At 44.6% G+C, this 18,504-nt stretch carries 20 protein-coding genes; 8 read left to right on the plus strand and 12 right to left on the minus strand.

Going from position 1 to position 18,504, the window contains the following annotated elements; genetic code table 11:
* The first annotated feature begins 47 nt into the window (after window positions 1–47).
* Window positions 48–221: a hypothetical protein gene (locus tag MKY54_RS21805; protein WP_162636775.1), complete on the plus strand. Its 174-nt coding sequence runs from the start codon at window positions 48–50 to the stop codon at window positions 219–221.
* A gap of 1,720 nt (window positions 222–1,941) precedes the next feature.
* Here the strand turns inward: MKY54_RS21805 and MKY54_RS21810 are convergent.
* On the minus strand, window positions 1,942–3,069 hold the full coding sequence (locus tag MKY54_RS21810) for a tripeptidase T (RefSeq protein WP_339187911.1): 1,128 nt from the start codon (window positions 3,067–3,069) through the stop codon (window positions 1,942–1,944).
* Between the two features lie 94 nt (window positions 3,070–3,163).
* On the opposite strand from MKY54_RS21810, the gene prli42 reads away from it, so the two are divergent.
* Window positions 3,164–3,265, plus strand: a complete 102-nt coding sequence (gene prli42, locus MKY54_RS21815) for a stressosome-associated protein Prli42 (protein ID WP_094872112.1) — start codon at window positions 3,164–3,166, stop codon at window positions 3,263–3,265.
* Between the two features lie 70 nt (window positions 3,266–3,335).
* Here the strand turns inward: prli42 and lipB are convergent, their stop codons facing one another.
* The 5 genes from lipB to lpdA all read right to left on the minus strand — a co-directional run bounded on the left by lipB (window position 3,336) and on the right by lpdA (window position 9,211).
* Entirely contained in the window at window positions 3,336–4,055 is a 720-nt protein-coding gene (lipB, locus tag MKY54_RS21820; RefSeq protein WP_076184128.1) for a lipoyl(octanoyl) transferase LipB, read from the minus strand.
* Window positions 4,056–4,110: 55 nt separating this feature from the next.
* Window positions 4,111–5,481 carry a dihydrolipoamide acetyltransferase family protein gene (locus tag MKY54_RS21825; RefSeq protein WP_076193183.1) on the minus strand — a complete coding sequence of 457 codons (1,371 nt, stop codon included), beginning with the start codon at window positions 5,479–5,481 and terminating at the stop codon, window positions 4,111–4,113.
* A 145-nt stretch (window positions 5,482–5,626) separates the two neighbouring features.
* Window positions 5,627–6,613 carry an alpha-ketoacid dehydrogenase subunit beta gene (locus tag MKY54_RS21830; RefSeq protein WP_036676034.1) on the minus strand — a complete coding sequence of 329 codons (987 nt, stop codon included), beginning with the start codon at window positions 6,611–6,613 and terminating at the stop codon, window positions 5,627–5,629.
* Between the two features lie 3 nt (window positions 6,614–6,616).
* Window positions 6,617–7,648 carry a thiamine pyrophosphate-dependent dehydrogenase E1 component subunit alpha gene (locus MKY54_RS21835; RefSeq protein ID WP_076184133.1) on the minus strand — a complete coding sequence of 344 codons (1,032 nt, stop codon included), beginning with the start codon at window positions 7,646–7,648 and terminating at the stop codon, window positions 6,617–6,619.
* A gap of 141 nt (window positions 7,649–7,789) precedes the next feature.
* Complete coding sequence (gene lpdA, locus MKY54_RS21840) at window positions 7,790–9,211, minus strand: dihydrolipoyl dehydrogenase (RefSeq protein ID WP_076278383.1); 1,422 nt, start codon at window positions 9,209–9,211, stop codon at window positions 7,790–7,792.
* A gap of 167 nt (window positions 9,212–9,378) precedes the next feature.
* On the opposite strand from lpdA, the gene MKY54_RS21845 reads away from it, so the two are divergent.
* On the plus strand, window positions 9,379–9,684 hold the full coding sequence (locus tag MKY54_RS21845) for a DUF2627 domain-containing protein (RefSeq protein ID WP_076129486.1): 306 nt from the start codon (window positions 9,379–9,381) through the stop codon (window positions 9,682–9,684).
* Window positions 9,685–9,926: 242 nt separating this feature from the next.
* Here the strand turns inward: MKY54_RS21845 and MKY54_RS21850 are convergent, their stop codons facing one another.
* Genes MKY54_RS21850 through MKY54_RS21860 form a run of 3 tightly spaced genes read right to left on the minus strand, consistent with a single transcriptional unit; the run spans window position 9,927 to window position 13,748 of the window.
* A complete protein-coding gene (locus MKY54_RS21850; RefSeq protein ID WP_339187914.1) occupies window positions 9,927–11,786 on the minus strand; it encodes an ABC transporter ATP-binding protein in 1,860 nt (619 codons plus the stop codon).
* Window positions 11,767–13,500, minus strand: coding sequence for an ABC transporter ATP-binding protein (locus tag MKY54_RS21855; RefSeq protein ID WP_076184143.1), 1,734 nt, complete (start codon window positions 13,498–13,500; stop codon window positions 11,767–11,769). Before MKY54_RS21855 ends, MKY54_RS21850 begins: the two co-directional genes overlap by 20 nt.
* Window positions 13,501–13,517: 17 nt before the next feature.
* Entirely contained in the window at window positions 13,518–13,748 is a 231-nt protein-coding gene (locus MKY54_RS21860) for a hypothetical protein (protein ID WP_036676022.1), read from the minus strand.
* A gap of 136 nt (window positions 13,749–13,884) precedes the next feature.
* Here MKY54_RS21860 and MKY54_RS21865 point away from each other — a divergent pair, with 136 nt between their 5' ends.
* Complete coding sequence (locus MKY54_RS21865) at window positions 13,885–14,454, plus strand: thymidine kinase (protein ID WP_036676019.1); 570 nt, start codon at window positions 13,885–13,887, stop codon at window positions 14,452–14,454.
* A gap of 64 nt (window positions 14,455–14,518) precedes the next feature.
* On the opposite strand, the gene MKY54_RS21870 is transcribed toward MKY54_RS21865, so the two are convergent.
* Window positions 14,519–15,037, minus strand: a complete 519-nt coding sequence (locus MKY54_RS21870) for a DinB family protein (protein ID WP_076184145.1) — start codon at window positions 15,035–15,037, stop codon at window positions 14,519–14,521.
* Between the two features lie 347 nt (window positions 15,038–15,384).
* Here MKY54_RS21870 and MKY54_RS21875 point away from each other — a divergent pair, with 347 nt between their 5' ends.
* From MKY54_RS21875 to sda, 4 genes are all read left to right on the plus strand, one after another.
* On the plus strand, window positions 15,385–15,840 hold the full coding sequence (locus MKY54_RS21875; RefSeq protein WP_339187915.1) for a hypothetical protein: 456 nt from the start codon (window positions 15,385–15,387) through the stop codon (window positions 15,838–15,840).
* 504 nt (window positions 15,841–16,344) lie between these two features.
* The gene (locus MKY54_RS21880) at window positions 16,345–16,464 is read left to right on the plus strand and encodes a cyclic lactone autoinducer peptide (protein ID WP_139330034.1); all 120 of its coding nucleotides are present in this window, start codon (window positions 16,345–16,347) and stop codon (window positions 16,462–16,464) included.
* Window positions 16,465–16,485: 21 nt separating this feature from the next.
* On the plus strand, window positions 16,486–16,821 hold the full coding sequence (locus MKY54_RS21885; protein ID WP_036676016.1) for a LytTR family DNA-binding domain-containing protein: 336 nt from the start codon (window positions 16,486–16,488) through the stop codon (window positions 16,819–16,821).
* 220 nt (window positions 16,822–17,041) lie between these two features.
* Complete coding sequence (sda, locus tag MKY54_RS21890) at window positions 17,042–17,215, plus strand: sporulation histidine kinase inhibitor Sda (RefSeq protein WP_081393959.1); 174 nt, start codon at window positions 17,042–17,044, stop codon at window positions 17,213–17,215.
* Between the two features lie 181 nt (window positions 17,216–17,396).
* Here the strand turns inward: sda and MKY54_RS21895 are convergent, their stop codons facing one another.
* Together MKY54_RS21895 and MKY54_RS21900 are read right to left on the minus strand one after the other, a co-directional pair.
* Window positions 17,397–17,705: a hypothetical protein gene (locus MKY54_RS21895; RefSeq protein WP_036676014.1), complete on the minus strand. Its 309-nt coding sequence runs from the start codon at window positions 17,703–17,705 to the stop codon at window positions 17,397–17,399.
* A gap of 122 nt (window positions 17,706–17,827) precedes the next feature.
* On the minus strand, window positions 17,828–18,487 hold the full coding sequence (locus MKY54_RS21900; protein ID WP_036676012.1) for a helix-turn-helix transcriptional regulator: 660 nt from the start codon (window positions 18,485–18,487) through the stop codon (window positions 17,828–17,830).
* Window positions 18,488–18,504: the final 17 nt, after the last annotated feature.

Genomic DNA, 18,504 nt, shown 5'->3' on the forward strand with positions numbered 1-18,504 from the left:
GCATACGGTGTATTATAGCAAACTTAAAGGGAAAGAAGGAATTTCAGATGAATGAAATCTTCAGCCGTACAAGCTCATCCGCAGTGATGATGGTAGGTAAGCCGGAGGAAATAAAGGCCATCTTGGCTGGATGGATCCAGCAGTATGGGCGCGATATGCCCTTGGCATACATTCTTTCCCTGCACGATCAATCCGCAATTCTTCCGTCCAAGGCAGGATGAATTCATCCTCTCCTTTGGGACTTAGCCATACATGTTCACGCAACTATAGGGGTGTCTCAAAAGCCATGAAATGGCTGCTGGGGCACCCCAGTCTTTTTGCGTCGCCCCGATTAGGGGGAATTGCGCTTAGGCCGCTGGTATTGGGCACAGGTTGATTGATTAAGCAACTAATGGGCTTACGATGCTGGCATGTGACACAACTTGTTGATCGCTCACCATGCTGGCGTCAGACACAACTTGTTGATCGCTCACGATGCTGATATCTAGCACAAGTTGTTTGATTAGGTTGCTATTGCGCCTACCTTTGTACGCTATCGGACTCGGTTGACCTTAAACACACCTTTTCCGCACTTTTGCTATGCTATCGGACCCCAGTGACGCTATCGGCACGAAAAACACACTATATGCTCCTCTTTATAAGGAATAGCTGCTCTCGTGTCCGATACTCTTCTCAAATGGCGATAATTTTGCTTTTAGCGTCATCTGGGTCCTTTCGCCTCAACAGAGGGGGCGGACTTGGCGCTGTCGCTCTCTGCCCATCGGAAATGACTCGCGCTATCGGACTCAGTTGACCTTAAACACACCTTTTCCCCACTTTTGCTATGCTATCGGACCCCAGTGACGCTATCAGCACGAAAAACACACTGTATGCTCCTCTTCTTATGGAATAGCTGCGCTCGTGTCCGAAACTCCTCTCAAATGGCGATAATTTTGCTTTTAGCGTCATCTGGGTCCTTTCGCCTCAAGTGAGGGGGCGGACTTGGTGCTGTCGCTCTCTGCCCATTGGAAGTGACTCGCGCTATCGGACTCAGTTGACCTTAAACACACCTTTTCCCCACTTTTGCTATGCTATCGGACCCCAGTGACGCTATCAGCACGAAAAACACACTATATGCTCCTCTTCTTATGGAATAGCTGCGCTGGTGTCCGTTACTCTGCTCAAATGGCGATTAATTTGCTTTTAGCGTCATCTGGGTCCTTTCGCCTCAAGAGAGGGGGCGGACTTGGCGCTATCGGTTGTGTCTCTGTGCTATGTGATGTGTCTCAGTACTATCGAATGTGACTCGTTGCTGACTCTGCGCTGTGTAATGTGTCTCTGTGTTATCGAATGCGACTCTTTGCTGTGTGTGACTCGCGCTATCGGACACAGCTGCACTTAAACACACCTTTTCCCCACTTTTGCTATGCTATCGGACCCCAGTGACGCTATCGGCACGAAAAACACACTATATGCTCCTCTTATTAAGGAATAGCTGCGCTCGTGTCCGAAACTCTGCTCAATTGGCGATAATTTGGCTTTTAGCGTCATCTGGGTCCTTTCGCCTCAAAAGAGGGGGCGGACTTGGCGCTATCGGACACAGTTGCACTTAAACCCACCTTTTCCGCACTTTTGCTTTGCTATCGGACCCCATTGCAGCTATCAGCACAAAAAACACACTATATGCTCCTCTTCTTATGGAATAGCTGCGCTGGTGTCCGATACTCTGCTCAAATGGCGATAATTTGGCTTATAGCGTCATCTGGTTCCTTTAGCCTCAAGAGAGGGGTGGCATCCGAGCATTCCGGAAATTTCTACTTCGAGACTCGCCAAAAGCAGCGTTAGAGGTCGCATGACTTTTTTGGATTGCTCTAAATATAGCTACACTAACTCGACATAAAAAATACAGAGCAGCAATCCTCCGTTACGGTAGAATCGCTGCTCTGCTGTTTTATAAGGTGGTTAGCCCTTTACGCTCTCTTTTACAATATTCACAACGAGTTCAGCCACTTTAACGATATCTTCGGCTTTAATCCGTTCCTTGGTAGTATGGATATGTTCATAACCCACTGCAAGGTTAACAGTCGGAACATCTAGACCGTTGAACACGTTAGCGTCACTACCTCCGCCAGAGTGGAACAGACGTGGAGTAAGCCCCATAGAAGTAATGGCCCGCTGTGCAAGCTGCACTACCGGATCATGTTCATTAAAGCTAAAAGCAGGGTAGATGATTTCACTGAGGAATTCGCATTCTGCGCCGTATTCCCGCACAGTTGTCTCGAGTGCTTCGCGCATCGAAGCGATTTGATCGCCAACCTTCTCCTGCACAATACTGCGTGCTTCTGCATCCAGCTGGACGTGATCGCACACTACATTCGTTGGGCCGCCGCCAGCGAACTTTCCAATATTCGCTGTGGTTTCGTTATCAATACGACCCAGCTTCATGGCTGCAATCGCTTTGCTAGCGACTTGAATTGCGCTGATGCCGTCCTCTGGGTTCACGCCAGCATGAGCCGATCTCCCAAAGATTTGCATCGTGATTTTAGCCTGTGTCGGTGCTGCCACCGCAATCGCTCCAACTTCACCATTGGAATCAAGCGCAAAGCCGAAGTCTGCATCCAAGTTGCTTGGTTCCATCGAACGTGCGCCCAGCAATCCAGATTCTTCACCCGCTGTAATCACGAATTGAATCTGACCATGCGGAAGCTTTTGCTCTTGGATCACTCGAATGGCTTCGAACAATGCAGCAAGTCCTGCTTTATCATCAGCTCCAAGAATCGTAGTGCCATCACTTGTAATCCATCCATCTGAACCAAGTGTAGGCTTGATATTTTGTCCGGGAACAACCGTATCCATATGGCAAGTGAACAGAAGCTTTGGAGCAGCTCCTCCATTCTCAGCTGGCCAGGTAATGAATAGATTACCTGCTCCATGTCCGGTTCTTTCCTGGGAATCGTCTTCGAGCACTTCTAAACCCAGTTCGTTAAACTTACTCTTAAGGACATCGGCAATCTGCCGTTCATTTCTTGTTTCGCTATCAACTTGGACAAGTTCCATAAACTCCTGAATCAATCGGTCTTGTGAAATCACTGGACTTCCCTCTCTTTCGTGAATACGGTACAATGGTTGTACGGCATTACCATCTTCATGTTAATAACTTAAACTAAATCTAAAGGAGTTACCCATGCAACGTAATAAATGGTTCAAGATCTTCATCTACGTCATGTTGTTTGCCATGATTGCCTCTACGCTCTTTATGGTTATCGAGCCGTTCCTTGCAGGTTAAACATTGCTCAGGAAGCATTAATAATAGCGGCTAGGAACTCCTTGCCGCTATTTGGCCTGCACGTTTGTTCCTAATCAACCGTCGCCATATCACAGAAAGTATCCATCAGCTCTTCATATGGGAAATGTTTCAAGAAGTATGGAACCAGCTCTCTAGCCACCTCTTGAAGCTCAAATCGACGACCTGCACATTCCTCTAGAGAAGTTATCCCAAAATCGGTGATCCCGCATGGAATAATCCCTTGAAACCCGCGCGCCGCAATCCCCTCAGAAATGTTAAAAGCAAAACCATGACTGGTAATAAAACCTCTTCTAAATTTACTCTTATTAAACTTCACACCTATAGCACAGATCTTCTCATCGCCAACCCATACTCCGGTGTACTCCGGTTTACGATCTCCGGCAATACCGTAGGATGCCAAATAATCAATAATAACAGCCTCCAGACTGCGCAAGTACCCATGCAAATCCACTTTGCCATCTTCTCCGAGCTTAAGGATCGGATAACCTACAAGCTGACCGGGTCCGTGATATGTAATATCTCCTCCGCGATCGATTTCAAACAGCGCGATTCCTTTTTCTTCGAGCTGCTTTTGATCCAAGAGAAGATGTTCAGGATGATTTTGTGAACCAATAGTATAGGTAGGCGGATGCTGCAAAAGAATAAGTCTCTCCGGCTGCTCGCCAGAATCAATGGCATGCACACTTTCTTTTTGCAGCTCCCAGGCCGTCCCATACTCCATAATAGGGTCATATGAAATCTGCAGCTTACGAATATCCGAATTATTCATACCGTCAGGTCCCCTTTTTCAGTCTCATGCCTGCACAGTTTGGCTCGTTATTATTTTAGTAAAGTTTCGTATCCGGGGTATATCCTTCAATATTATCCTTGACGCGTTGCAAGAAACGACCACAAATGACTCCGTCCAGAATCCGATGATCGAGCGACAGACAAATATTAGCCATTGATCGCACACCTATCATATCGTTAATGACCACAGGTCTTTTTACAATCGATTCAAATGTTAAAATCGCTGCCTGTGGATAGTTAATGATTGGATAAGAAAGAATGGAGCCAAACGAGCCTGTATTATTTACAGTGAAAGTCCCTCCCTGCAAATCTTCCAGGCTCAGTTTGCCTTCGCGTGTTTTTTGTGCCAATTCATCAATCTCACGAGCCAACCCAGCGACATTTTTCTGATCAGCCTTCTTAATCACAGGAGTGATAACCGAATCTTCTGTACCTACCGCTAACGAGATATTGATATCACGTTTGACAATAATTTTGTCTACAGCCCAGACAGAGTTCATAATCGGGTAATCCTTAATCGCACTCACAACAGCCTTCATCATGAAAGCCAGATAGGTTAGATTGATACCTTCTTTACGCTTGAACTCATCCTTATGTTTATTGCGCAGTGCGACCAGATTAGTCACGTCTACCTCAATCATTGTCCAAGCATGCGGAATCTCAGAGACACTTTGACGCATTCTTGTAGCAATTGTATTCCGGATTGGCGTTACATCAATCAGGTATTCAGAACTGCTGCCTCTGCCACCCTCAACTTCAATTGTTGGAATACGAGGAGATTCGCTCAAGTGTAGACCCGAATGGCGAAGTGGCTCTTCTGCCTTCTTCTCTTGGGCTTGAACGAACTGTGGAGCAGGCGGTTGTGACGCCATTGGGGCAGGCTGGCTAGCAGAAATCGAAGCTGCAGATCTAGCTCCGCCGCTTTCGAGGAAAGTCAGCACATCCTTACGGGTAATCCGACCACCCATACCAGTACCAGCAACTAAAGTCAGATCGATGTTATGTTCAGCAGCCAAAGTCTGTACCGCAGGAGAATAGCGTGCACGCATCATATCGCCAGCAGTTGAAGTCGCACTTTGTCCTGCAACATTATTAGAGGAATTAGCTGCAACTGTGTTAGTGTTAGTCACGTTTGCAGCAGCAGATGCAGTCACAGGCACGGCTATACGACAAATGACTTCGCCAACATTGACAACCTGGCCTTCTTCCGCCAATAGTTCACCCATAACTCCATCTATCGTTGAAGGTAATTCAGCATTTACTTTATCTGTAATAAGCTCACATATTGGTTCGTATTGCTCTACCGGATCGCCCGGTTTCTTCAGCCATTTTCCGATCGTCGCCGATACTAGCGATTCCGCCAGCTGCGGCATGATCACGTCAGTCAACTTTTGGTTGTCAGACATTTTTTCACTCCTTAAAAGTTTTACGAAGCATTGACTCTTAGAAAGACTACATAGTAAAACTTGCTTCGTAAGCATATTCTTAAAGTTTTACGAAGCTTCGTCAGCATCACCTGAGTTTTAGGAAGCTTCGCATCTACTCAACAAATTAATATTGTGCCAGCCGGAGCATTTCCGCCTTCACTTTTTCTTTACTTAGCATGAAAAACTTCTCCATTGGCGGGCTGATTGGCATCGCCGGAACATCGGGACCACAAAGACGGAAGATTGGTGCATCCAGCTCGAACAGACAATGCTCAGCGATAATGGCCGCCACTTCGCCGCCAATTCCGCCTGTTTTATTATCTTCATGCACAATCAATACCTTACCAGTCTGACGGGCAGCAGCAATAATCGCATCACGATCCAGCGGTTGCAAGGTACGCAGATCAAGAATATGTGCTGTAATTCCTTCCTCGCGTTCCAATTCTTCCGCAGCCTGCATAGCAAAATGCAGCGGGAGACTGTAGCCAATCACCGTAATATCCGTTCCCTCACGCAGCAGATTAGCTTCGCCAATTGGAACGGTGTAATCCCCTTCCGGCACTTCTTCCTTGATCAGCTTGTAACACTTTTTGTTCTCAAAGAAAAGCACCGGATCAGGATCACGTACGGCTGCCTTCAGCAATCCTTTAGCATCATAAGCGGAGTAAGGCGCTACAATCTTCAATCCAGGTGTACCAAAGAAAATCGATTCTGGACACTGTGAATGATACAAACCGCCGAACACCCCGCCGCCAATAGGAGCACGAATGACAACCGGGCAACTCCAATCGTTATTTGAACGATAGCGGATTTTAGCCGCTTCACTGATAATTTGATTCGTCGCCGGAAGCATAAAGTCGGAGTATTGCATTTCAGCTATTGGTTTCATTCCGTACATAGCTGCTCCGATGGCTACACCAGCAATGGCTGATTCAGCGAGGGGTGTATCCATAACCCGCTCTTCGCCAAACTGTTCCTGTAGACCTTTAGTTGTGGTAAATACGCCGCCTTTGAGACCAACGTCCTCACCAAGCACGAACACGGAATCATCGCGCTCCATTTCTTCCTTCATCGCGAGCCTGATGGCATCGATATATTCCATTATAGCCATGGTTTATGCCCCTCCTTTGAGGTCGGAATCACTGTATACATGCAGCAGTGTGTCTTCCGGTTTCGGGAACGGAGCATTATCGGCATACTCGATAGCCGCTTTAAGCTCAAGATTGCATTCAGCAGCAAGATCTTGTTCTTGCTCGTCACTCCACAATCCCAGACCGATCAAGTAATTACGGAATCCTGCTACGCCGTCCTTCTTCCAGTTCTCATCAACCTCTTCTTTGGTCCGGTAAGCCAGATCATTATCTGAGGTGGAGTGTGGAGACAAACGGTACATCATCGCTTCAATCAGCGTAGGACCTTCACCCGCGAGGGCTCTTTCCCGCGCTTCCTTAACGACACGATAAACCTCAAGCGGATCGTTTCCGTCTACACGCACACCAGGAAATCCATAACCCAGTGCACGGTCGCTAACCTTGCCGCCTAACTGTTTATGAACAGGAACAGAGATTGCGTACTGATTGTTCTGGCACATGATAATAACCGGCAGCTTATTCACTCCGGCAAAGTTACACGCTTCATGAAAATCCCCCTGATTGCTGGAACCTTCACCGAAGGTTACAAAGGAGACGAATTTCTTCTTCTGCATTTTGGCCGCCAGAGCAAAGCCAACCGCATGAGGGACCTGCGTGGTTACAGGGCTTGACCCTGTCACAATACGCAGACGTTTACTGCCAAAGTGACCCGGCATTTGCCGCCCACCACTGTTTGGATCTTCTGCCTTAGCGAATACGGACAACATAAGTTCGCGTGTAGTCATACCCACTGAGAGCACGAAAGCATAATCGCGGTAATAAGGTAAAAAATAATCATTTTGCCGGTCCAGCGCGAACGCCGCCGCCACCTGACCCGCCTCCTGGCCTATACCGGAGACATGAAAGTTGATCTTGCCAGCGCGCTGAAGCAGCAGACTGCGCTCATCGTATTTACGAGCGAGCGACATATATCTGTACATATCGATGACCTGGCCGTCACTAAGTCCAAGCTGCTTATGTCTGTTAATCGTTTCTACAGTACCTTGGGGTTCCATAAAGAGATACCTCCTTATTCATAAAGCCTGAAGTCTTACAGGAATTAAGACCAATTGTGCCCTGATCTTAAAACCTGGTACTAAGACTTGACTTGAGTATATTATAATCCCTTTCTACCCAAAAAGAAAAGCTAAGAAAAACTAAAATCCAATAGATCTTCCATCCACAGCTAACATTGCTTCTCCGATAATCTCCGAAAGGGTAGGGTGAGCATGTATAGCTTCACCAATCTCCCAAGGTGTTGCATCCAGAAGCTGTGCCAAGGCCGCTTCTCCAATTAGATCCGTCACATGAGGACCAATCATCTGCACACCAAGAATATCTCCACTGCTACGATCAGCTACAACTTTGACAAATCCGTCCTTCTGGCCATATACAATTGCCTTACCAATGGCCGAGAATGGGAACTTGCCAATCACTACATCATGTCCAAGCTCTTTAGCTTCCTTCTCGGTGTAGCCCACACTTGCTACCTCAGGCCGAGTATAGACACAACGTGGTACTAAATGTGTATGATAAGGATGTAGCTTCTCACCAGATAGATGGTTAACCGCCATTATCCCTTCATGACTGGCTGCATGAGCCAATTGAAGCCCACCGATGCAGTCGCCAATGGCATAAATATGCGGCTCTGCCGTCTGCATACTAGCGTTTACAGCAATAATCCCTTTGTCAAAGCGAATGTCTGTGTTTTCCAGACCAATATTCTCGATGTTGGCCACTCTGCCTACGGATACAAGCAATTTTTCTGCCGTTAGGCTTTGACTTTGCTCTCCCTTACGGGCTTCGATCGAAATTCCATCCTCCGTTACCTGGCAGGTTGCAGCATCCACTGTAGTTTCAGTCAGTACCTTAACCCCACGCTTTTTCAACAAACGTTGCAGTTCCTTAGCTATCTCTTCATCCTCTTGAGGCAGTAACTGACCTGCCGCTTCAACCACAGTCACCTGCACTCCAAAATCAGCCAGCATTGAAGCCCATTCGACCCCAATTACACCGCCGCCCACAATAATGATAGAGGATGGGAGCTCTTCGAGTGTGAGAGCTTCATCACTGCTAAGAATCACTTTCCCGTCTGGTTCGAGACCAGGCAATACTCGGGGGCGTGAGCCCGTAGCGATAATAAGATGGCTGGAAACTACTGTTTCCATCTCCCCATCTTCCAGTTCCACAGCTACAGCACCGCTGCGCGGAGAAAAAATAGAAGGACCCGTTACGCGCCCTTTACCTTTGACAACTTGTATTTTATTTTTGCGCATCAAATATTGTACGCCTTGATGAAGTTGCTCAACTACAGCTTCTTTGCGTTTCTGTACCTTTGGGAATACCAGCTGTACACCGCTTGTCTCAATGCCATAGCTCTCGCTCTCATTGATTTCAGCATATACCTCTGCACTACGGAGCAGCGATTTACTAGGAATGCAGCCCCGATGCAGACAGGTTCCTCCCAGTTTGTCCATTTCGATGACGACAACGGACTTTCCAAGCTGTGCAGCGCGAATAGCCGCCACATACCCTCCAGTACCTCCGCCAAGTATGGCCACGTCACATGAAATTGTCATGATATGTATCCTCCAGTCATTACACGTAAGTTCATTTTACTTAGTATATTGTACTCTCTTTTTGCTCTATTACAAAACTTATAAACGTCATATGCAAATGGACTTTTTCTTGCTAAAGCGTTATCATATGGGTGAATCTAAAGGGCTAAGAGGGGTAGGAGACACTTATGAAACTGTTAATTTCACGCTTCATTGCCATCCTTATTCTTGTGTTTCCGGGCTTAATAGCAATGAAGGGCTTCCTCATGATGAAGGATGATATTTTTGATTACATATCCATGCATGGTGATGATTCTGTAGTGCCCCACTTTGCTTGGCTGCATTTCGGTGGTGGATTGCTGCTCTTCGCAGCTGGCATGACTTTCCTTGGTGGCTGGATTCTGGCTAGGGACCGTAAGAAGAATTACGTAGGTCCAAGGTTCAAGGAGAAGCAAAAGGCGAAACAAGCCGGAACGCAGGAAACGATCTCTTAAGAGGCTATGCTGAACTTAGGATCAGCTTTTTCATCTCATCATTTATTCACCTGATCATCTGAATCTCGAATCGCACACAATCAAGCCTTAATACCCTGCTGATTGTAATTTGTACAATAGATTTCCCCACATTCAAAGCCTCCCAGTTCACCCGATCTGGTGCTCGTTATCTATCATAAATAACATAAAGGCGAGAACTTCATGGACGCAATCTGCGCTCCCTGAAAATTCTCGCCTTTTTCTTAAATACCCGCCTTATCAAGCGCCTCTTTCCGCCGCCCCTGTACCAACTCGCTGTACAGTCCGCCTTGCTTCAGCAGCTCTTCATGAGAGCCTTGCTGCAATAATCTGCCGCCCTGAAGCACAAGAATTCGATCAGCTGCACGTATCGTGCCAAGTCTATGAGCAATGACGAAGCTCGTTCGCCCTTTCATCAGCGCCTGCAGCCCTTCCTGAATCTTGATCTCGGTCACTGTATCAATACTGCTGGTTGCTTCATCAAGCACAAGCATAGAGGGGTTAGCAAGAATCGCTCTCGCAATGGAGAGCAGCTGCTTCTGCCCTTGGCTTATACCGCTGCCATCCGCCGAGAGCATCCGTTCATAACCTTCGGGCATTCGCATAATAAAAGAATGGGCATTGGCCAGCTTAGCCGCCTCTTCAACCTCTTCATCGGACGCATCCAGCCTCCCGTATCGGATGTTATCGCGGATACTCCCTTTGAACAAAAAGGAATCCTGCAATACAAAGGCCATATGACTTCTCAAGCTTTCCCGCCGAATCGAAGTGATATCTAAGCCATCCAGCGTGATTTTCCCCTGATTAGGATCATAGAAACGGGATAACAGCCCAATTAGCGTTGTTTTGCCTGCACCGGTAGGTCCAACTAAAGCGATCATCTCGCCAGGCTTCGCTACAAAGCTGATATCCTGCAGCGTGTTAGAACCTCCATCATAAGAAAAGGCTACATTTTCAAACTTCACCGCACCCTGTACAGTTTCAAGTGATTTGGCTGCACCTTCATCTTTAGCCTCGGTCTCTTCGTCCAGCACTTCAAACACCCGCTCGGCCCCTGCCACCGCTGAGAGCAAGGTATTCCACTGATTCGCTAAATCATTAAGCGGACGAGTAAACTGGCGGGTATATTCCACGAATACGATGATCACACCCACTGTAATCGACCCACGGATCGCAAGCAGACCACCAATTCCTGCAACTATGGCGAAGCTGAGATTATTAAGACCATTCATAAGCTTGGGGATGAAACCAGAAATGGACTGCGCCCAGTAGCCTGACAGCATAATTCGCTTGTTGCGTTCATGAAAACCAGAGATGACGCGTTCCTCTTGTGAAAAAGCCTTGATAATCCGTTGTCCGGATAAGGTCTCCTCAATATAACCGTTAAGCTCCCCTACATTGCGCTGACGTTCTTTAAATAGTGGGCCTGTACGGCGTGTAATCCAGCGTATGCCTAACAACATCAAAGGCACTACGAGGAATGTGAGCAGCGTCAACAAGGGACTAAGCCACAGCATAACCCCTACGGTTCCTAGCAAGGTTAAGACACTTGAAAATATCTGAATAGCCGAGCTATTCAACGTAGAGCTGACGTTCTCGATATCATTGGTAAGACGGCTCATAATTTCCCCCTGCTGTCTCCGATTAAAAAAGGAAATAGGCAGACGGTGTAAATGGGAGAATAGCTCCGTGCGCATCCGTAATACAGTTTCTTGAGCAATTTCGATCATCCATATGTTTTGCAGCCAAGAAGTCAGAGAATAAAAAATGTACACACAAGCAAGGCTTGTCAGAAAAACAACCCATGATCGCCCGCCGGTACCTTCCAGATAATTATCCACCGCTCTGCCAATCATGTATGGCCCCAGCAGCGCTAGCGCTGAGCTGAAGACAACCATGATCAGTACAAGAATAAGCTTGGCTTTACGCTCAGCTAGATAACTCCAGATCCGGATCAGCGTCCCTGACCAATCCTTCGCCTTTGCTTTGGGTTTGCCGCCAGATGCTGTCCCTAGACTTCGTCCCACGCCAAGTTCAAAATTCGGTTTAGGATGACGAAAAGGTTCAATTAATGCTTTGAACATGCTGCTTCGCCTCCTCTACCTGTGATTCATAAATCTTGCGGTACAGCTCGGAGCTTGCCATAAGCTCCTTATGCGAGCCTTTGCCAATTAATCGTCCCTCATCCAGCAACAGGATCAAATCGGCTGATGCCGTTGAACTGATTTTCTGAGTAATCAAAAAGGTTGTACAGGAGATATCCTTTAGCGCCTCCAGCAAAAGCCCTTCCGTAACCGCATCAAGGGCACTGGTGCTGTCATCAAGGATCAACATAGCCGGTTTTCTAACAAGTGCACGGGCAATCGTTAACCGCTGCTTTTGTCCGCCGGAGAGATTAACCCCTCGTTGACCAAGCATCGTGTCATAACCATCTGGCAACCCTTTTACCGTCTCGTGAATTTGTGCAGCTCCCGCTGCTTGTTGGATTTGTTCCAGTGTGGCGTGTTCATTGCCCCATGCAATATTATCGCGAATTGATCCGCTGAAAAGCTGCAATTCCTGAGGCACATAACCTATCGATTTCCGCAGTCTGGAAATATCGATATCAGCACTTTTTTCACCGTCAATCCAAATGGTGCCGTCTGTCTCTTCATACAAGCGCGGAATCAAACTCACGAGTGAGGATTTTCCTGATCCGGTCGCCCCCATAATCGCTACTCGCTCACCAGCAGCTACTTCAAAATGAATGTCCTCCAGGACAGAGATATCACTATTAGGATACTTAAAGCAAACGCCTTCAAATTTAACGTGGCCCTGAATCGGCTCACCTTGCAAAGTCCCGCCTTCACGAACTCCAGCTCCCGCTTCCATAACTTCTGAAACACGTTGAGAGGAGGCACGAGCGCGGGAAAACGTTACAACAAGACCAGAGATAGCTGATAACGCTCCAATTGTTCGCAAGGAGTAATTAATAACAGCAACAGTCTGACCCAAAGTAGCATCCCCGCTGGAAATGGCTATCCGTCCAAACCATAAAATCGCCAAAATCGCCGCATTCACAATAAGCATAACAAAAGGCATCGTCGTCTCAGTCAAACGCAAGGCAGACACTGTTGATCTCATCAAATTCCCGCTAAATACCGTGAAACGTTCAATCTCATACCCCATACGCACAAATACGCGGATCAAGCGAATACCCGTAAGGTTCTCCTGAATCACGCCATTAACTCCGTCTAAACGCTGCTGGACCGTACGAAATAACAAGGAAGCTTTTCTCATAATCCAATAGAGGAAAAAAATCAACAAAGGTAACGCCACCGTCAGCAGTAATCCCAGCTTCACATGAACAACTAACGCCATAATCACACTGCCTACCACAACAAGTGGCACCCGTGTCATAAAGCGCAAGCTCATAAAAATAGTATCCTGCAGCTGTGATACATCGCCAGTCAGACGGGTAATCAGTGACGAAGTAGCAAAACGATTAAATACTTCATACGTAAAAGACTGTACCTTTTCGTACAATTTGTCCCTAAGATCGAACGCAAAGCTCTGACTTGCATGGGCAGCAAAAAAAGAACTGAGTACCCCGGCTGTAAACGCAACTACCGCGCTGCCGATCAATACACTGCCCCACAGCCATACTACAGAGGTATCTTTTTCTCGGATCCCCAAGTCAATGATTTTGGAAATGATCAAAGGCTGTGATAATTCTACCGTCAATTCAATGAGCATCATTACAAGGGCAGCTATTGCAGCTACCTTATATTTTTTGAGAAAAGAGAAAATCAAAGCCATTCGCATACCCTCTTTTTCTATTCGTACAGTGCATCCCTTAACCGAGTTGACATCGTGGAAGCCTGTCCAGTTTTCAGTATTGCTCGACGCAGTGCTTTATTACTCCGATTCAATTCCACCAAATCCGCCATCATTTCTTCCAGCAAGCTTTCAGTGTCACTGGATAAATCTCCATTCTGCTGCAAAAGAGCTAACCGTTCCTTATATTCGTCTAATCTTTCAGTCACACTTATTACTTCCTTTCCCATCTCTTATTACCTCTTATCATACCACATCCAATCAATCGCAATGTTTTCACTGGATACATCTGATCCGAATATGATACTCTAATATGGTCGCATTTTTAAGATATAATCAATGTTTTTTACGAAAGGATAGATGGAAGTGGCACAATTGTTTTTCAAATACGGAGCAATGAACAGTGGTAAATCTATTGAGATACTCAAGGTTGCACATAATTATGAAGAGCAGGGGAAATCGGTGCTCATTTTCACTCCATCCATAGACGACCGGGACGAGGTTGGTTTTATTTCTTCTCGTATTGGGCTTCGGAAACAAGCAATCCCCATCGATGAGAACACAGATATTTATAATATCGTCAGCAGTAACCAACCTAAACCACACTGTGTACTTATTGATGAATGTCAATTTCTAAGCAAGGAATGTATTCTCCAGCTAGTGCGTATCGTTGATGAGCTGGGCATTCCGGTAATGGCCTTCGGACTTAAAAATGATTTTCAGAATCAGTTATTTGAAGGCAGCAAATATATGCTGATCTACGCTGATAAAATTGAGGAAATGAAGACGATCTGCTGGTTCTGCGAGCGCAAAGCTACTATGGCTCTACGAGTAGAAAACGGCAAGCCCGTATATAGCGGCAAGCAAATCCAGATTGGTGGCAATGAAGCTTACTATCCGGTATGCCGCAAATGTCACAAGAATCCACCGCTATAGCCGTGTATAAAAAGCATCCCAAAGCCATAAAGGCTATTGGAATGCTTTTTTGATTAAGAAGATATTACCCTAAATATCTTTCTTTAAGAATATTCAAATGATGATGGTCATGTCCAATCATAATGCAGGCCTGAGCTCTCGCAGAAAGAGTAGCCTCGTTAACTATTCCCTTCCGGATCCATGCTTCCTCCGGCAGAGTTTCCATTAGGAGTAATGTCGATTCTCGAACAAGCTTGTAGTGGGCCAGCAATGCTTTTAAAGTGTGCGCTTCGAAATTGGCGGTAAGTACATAGTCTTTCTCTTCAAAACCCGGTAGTGGAGTCGTATCCCCTCTGGCGATGCACAATAAACGGTAGGACATGATTCTTCCGGTATCAGCCAGATGTCCGACCATTTCCTTGATACTCCATTTCTCCGGAGCGTAACGATAGTCCCCTTGTTCTTCCGTAAGATTCGAAATAAAAGTGCAAATCTCATCCGTCTGCTCTCTAAAAATAGTAATCATGTCTCCTTCAGCTGGCACTAAATCGACATATTTTGATAATTCTTTGAGATACTCACTGCTTTCTGGACGTCGATCCATGTCTAAACCCCTCTCATTTTGAATTTTTTTGAAAAAATAGGAGGAAAATTATACTGTAGTTGTTGTATTTTAGCTCATTTTATACGATACTTGCAATAATAGGGTTGGTTAAACTAGAAGTCATCGGGAGTGTCGGCATGCTAGATTTTATTCTTTTTATGATATTTTCAATACTAGAGACTTATGCAATGTTTTTTCTGGCTTTCAAAATCTTCAAAATTGATCTATATCATAAAGAGATGGTGTTTGCTAGTTTTATTATGGGCTTTTGTTCTTATACAATTAGGATCAACTATGGGATTTTTCCATTAGATATTTTCTCACAATTTGCACTAATGTTTTGTTTTATGTGGATGTTATTCCGGATTCATCCCTTCTACGCTTCAATATTAACCGGGATGGCCTATCAAGCTTACTCGGTGATTCAAGCCAGTATTGTGTATCTATTAAACTCTGTAATCTCCATGCCTCTAAATACTTCGGACCCGATTACAAAAAACATAATGACAATGCAGATTTTATCAGCATTAGCCGCGATTCTCATTGGTATGTATGTGGGCTATAAACGTATTGGATTTGACTTTGTACCTGATAAACCCGATGTAAAAGTCAAACCAACAACTAGTGAAAAAATATTATTCGCTCTTAATCTTCCTACAGTAATTGTCGTTACTTTATTCACCTACTTTATTGAATCTAATTTCTTTTTCTTGATCCCAATTTTCTATGGGGTAATATTATGGGGATATCTATATTTCTCATACAAAAAGGACAGAAATAACTATGAGTCATTTAGCACTTAAAATTGTTGAGGTCATTAAGAAAAGTAATCCAGAGCAATCGCATTCAATTGAAATGATGCATTATGCCCTTAGCATTATTCTGAATACTTTATTCATTATTATGACTTCTTTATGCATTGGCGGGCTCACTGGACAGCTAAAGGAAACATTCTTAGCCTTATTCAGCTTCATGCTCCTAAGAATGTCATCTGGTGGTGTGCATTTAAAATCCGCAAGAGCCTGCAATATTGTATCTATCTTTATCTGTTCACTGATCCCTCATATAACTTATCTAATACATAACCATTTGATTTGGATTAATCTTTTTTCTTTACTTGTAATGATCTTATGTGCTCCGAATCCTGATGCTAATGCCCAAATCCCCAAAGAATGGTATTTGGGTTTAAAGCTACTTTCCATAATTCTGGTTTTTTTAAATTTTCGGCTCCATTCGCCTGTCATTGGATTGGCATTTTTAGTTCAATCCTTTACAGTCATAATCCCATTACAAAGGAGGACAATCAGATGAAAAAAAACTTAGCTCGTTATGCTTCTAACATTTTAGGTACTTCTGCTACTGTTTTTGCAACAATTCTGAAACCATTTGCTCACAGCCCTGAGATTCCAAAAGAACTGCGCAAGTAATTAAACAAGGATGGGGAAACGATGCGTGTCTTACAGAAAGACGGTTCCTCTAGTGATATTCTAGAGGAAGATATATTGTATTTCTCGAATTATAAGAATACAATATTCGTCCATACGAAAGAAGGCGAATTTATTCTCCCCACCACGCTTTCCGATCTTTCCGTAGCGTATGAGGGTAAGGGATTCGAACGCCTTGACCGCAGCAATGTCGTCAATATCAACAACATAGAAGGCTATGATCCCGGGCGGAAGATTGTATGCTTTAATCAAGGTACGCAGTTCACTACTGTTTCGGAATCCAATGAACCTCGCCTTAAGAAGTATCTTGCTTCACAAAAGAAAAAACCGTCAGAATAAAATTCAGTTTTTTAATAATCCCGGCATGTTCACGCATGCCGGGATTATTTTATTAAAAATTGAAACTTTTTAGCAATTTCCTCAAAATCGCACATTATGCCATAATAATCCTCAAATGTAAAGATAAATTCGTAGGATGAATGACAGGAGACGGATCCTATTCCAAATGATACCATATAGATAAACCTATAATAAAAACAATTAATGATGGAGGATCATAATGAATTACTATTTTCATCCCTCTCCACGGCCCTCATCTCTGGAATCTATATCTGACGAGGATTTACTAAGAATCTATGAGCTAGCGGTTGATGCCCATGCGTTACCGGATTTCATTGAAATTATTAAAGAGATCATGAGAAGTAGAAATCTCATAGATTCTGAAAGTATATAACATCCCCTTCCCCATTAAATTCACACTGACGCATGGTACACATTTTTCTTCAGCTTCAACCAACAATAAACTCCTTAGGTCGCCTTAAGTCAACTACATTAACATAAAAAAGGTAGAGCCTCCGCGGCCCTACCTTTTTTATATGCACATATGATGGTTAATCTGAGATAAAAATAATGCTCTATTCTGTAATTTCTGTTTTGAAAACATTTTCCAATTTGCCGCCGAGTCTTTTCTTCAAGGGAACTTTAATATCTCTGCCCAATTCTTTAAAGAAAGTTTCAACATCACATTTCACATTTTTTGCAGTTGCGATTACCGCACCATCACCAACAATGTTTTGATTCGCTTCAAGAGGAACATCAACTTCGATGTCATACTTTTTGGATAATGTCTTGATGTAACGTGCGAAGATCTCCAGCAATTCCTCGTTATTAAAATTCTCTATAGCGACTTTGCCCTTGCTGGTAAACTTCATGTTAATTTTCATTATTAATATCCCCTTTTCTGTCAAACCATTTTTAGTTGTTAGTTTATGGATCAAGATGAATAGATGGCTGCAAGAAAGGGCAACATTCATTCATTTTTGAGATCATTAGCAAAAGGCATACATTATTTATAAGCACCCTTTATTTGTTGTACTTTAAACTGAGTAAATTCTTTAAGTGCTTGTATGACCTGATCCTGTTCCTCTTCCTTCAGTTCATAAACGCACTCCCGTAGCCACTCGCCAAATAGAAAGGCTTGACGCCCTTTACGGGGGCTCTTTCTTAAGGAGTCAAGGTTACCCTCAAACTTATCGTTCAGGACATCGGTCAGATTGTATTTCTCAATCTTCTCTATTACCATTCCTGCCCCATATTCCGTTTCGTAAACTATAACTTCATTCGAATCAAAGGAAACGTACGATGTTTCTTTCCCTTCCTTCGCTCTGAATTCCTTAAGCTTGTTAAAGGCTGTCTCGTAGATGTAATCTTGAGACTGTTTGAGCTGTGGCAGCTCATATCCTTGCTTCAAGGTCTTGATATATTCAATATCTGGCATATAATCTGCCAAATGGTACATCCGATTCTTCAGATCCGTTCCAAGCGCTTCAATGATCTTGTCCAGATTGTCTTTAAGCGGAATGCTCTCTCCACGTTCGATTTTGCTAAGCTGTGAGTAACTTATACCGCTCTTTTCTTCCAGTCCTCTTAAGGTTAACCCTCTCGTCTTTCTGATGTGCCGAATGAAATTACCCAGCTCATCGGGATAGTTCTCAAAATCATTCATGGGAGTCACCTCCCTAC

Origin of the sequence: Paenibacillus sp. FSL P2-0121 (genome assembly GCF_037975345.1) — a bacterium.
GTDB lineage: Bacteria > Bacillota > Bacilli > Paenibacillales > Paenibacillaceae > Paenibacillus_AQ > Paenibacillus_AQ odorifer.

What these genes read in the sequence shown, in the direction of transcription:
- MKY54_RS21805 (WP_162636775.1), top strand. Translation starts at nt 48, where the DNA reads ATGAATGAAATCTTCAGCCGTACAAGCTCATCCGCAGTGATGATGGTA.
- prli42 (WP_094872112.1), top strand. Translation starts at nt 3,164, where the DNA reads ATGCAACGTAATAAATGGTTCAAGATCTTCATCTACGTCATGTTGTTT.
- lipB (WP_076184128.1), bottom strand. Translation starts at nt 4,055, where the DNA reads ATGAATAATTCGGATATTCGTAAGCTGCAGATTTCATATGACCCTATT.
- MKY54_RS21825 (WP_076193183.1), bottom strand. Translation starts at nt 5,481, where the DNA reads ATGTCTGACAACCAAAAGTTGACTGACGTGATCATGCCGCAGCTGGCG.
- MKY54_RS21830 (WP_036676034.1), bottom strand. Translation starts at nt 6,613, where the DNA reads ATGGCTATAATGGAATATATCGATGCCATCAGGCTCGCGATGAAGGAA.
- MKY54_RS21835 (WP_076184133.1), bottom strand. Translation starts at nt 7,648, where the DNA reads ATGGAACCCCAAGGTACTGTAGAAACGATTAACAGACATAAGCAGCTT.
- lpdA (WP_076278383.1), bottom strand. Translation starts at nt 9,211, where the DNA reads ATGACAATTTCATGTGACGTGGCCATACTTGGCGGAGGTACTGGAGGG.
- MKY54_RS21845 (WP_076129486.1), top strand. Translation starts at nt 9,379, where the DNA reads ATGAAACTGTTAATTTCACGCTTCATTGCCATCCTTATTCTTGTGTTT.
- MKY54_RS21850 (WP_339187914.1), bottom strand. Translation starts at nt 11,786, where the DNA reads ATGTTCAAAGCATTAATTGAACCTTTTCGTCATCCTAAACCGAATTTT.
- MKY54_RS21855 (WP_076184143.1), bottom strand. Translation starts at nt 13,500, where the DNA reads ATGGCTTTGATTTTCTCTTTTCTCAAAAAATATAAGGTAGCTGCAATA.
- MKY54_RS21860 (WP_036676022.1), bottom strand. Translation starts at nt 13,748, where the DNA reads ATGGGAAAGGAAGTAATAAGTGTGACTGAAAGATTAGACGAATATAAG.
- MKY54_RS21870 (WP_076184145.1), bottom strand. Translation starts at nt 15,037, where the DNA reads ATGGATCGACGTCCAGAAAGCAGTGAGTATCTCAAAGAATTATCAAAA.
- MKY54_RS21875 (WP_339187915.1), top strand. Translation starts at nt 15,385, where the DNA reads ATGTGGATGTTATTCCGGATTCATCCCTTCTACGCTTCAATATTAACC.
- MKY54_RS21880 (WP_139330034.1), top strand. Translation starts at nt 16,345, where the DNA reads ATGAAAAAAAACTTAGCTCGTTATGCTTCTAACATTTTAGGTACTTCT.
- MKY54_RS21885 (WP_036676016.1), top strand. Translation starts at nt 16,486, where the DNA reads ATGCGTGTCTTACAGAAAGACGGTTCCTCTAGTGATATTCTAGAGGAA.
- sda (WP_081393959.1), top strand. Translation starts at nt 17,042, where the DNA reads ATGAATTACTATTTTCATCCCTCTCCACGGCCCTCATCTCTGGAATCT.
- MKY54_RS21895 (WP_036676014.1), bottom strand. Translation starts at nt 17,705, where the DNA reads ATGAAAATTAACATGAAGTTTACCAGCAAGGGCAAAGTCGCTATAGAG.
- MKY54_RS21900 (WP_036676012.1), bottom strand. Translation starts at nt 18,487, where the DNA reads ATGAATGATTTTGAGAACTATCCCGATGAGCTGGGTAATTTCATTCGG.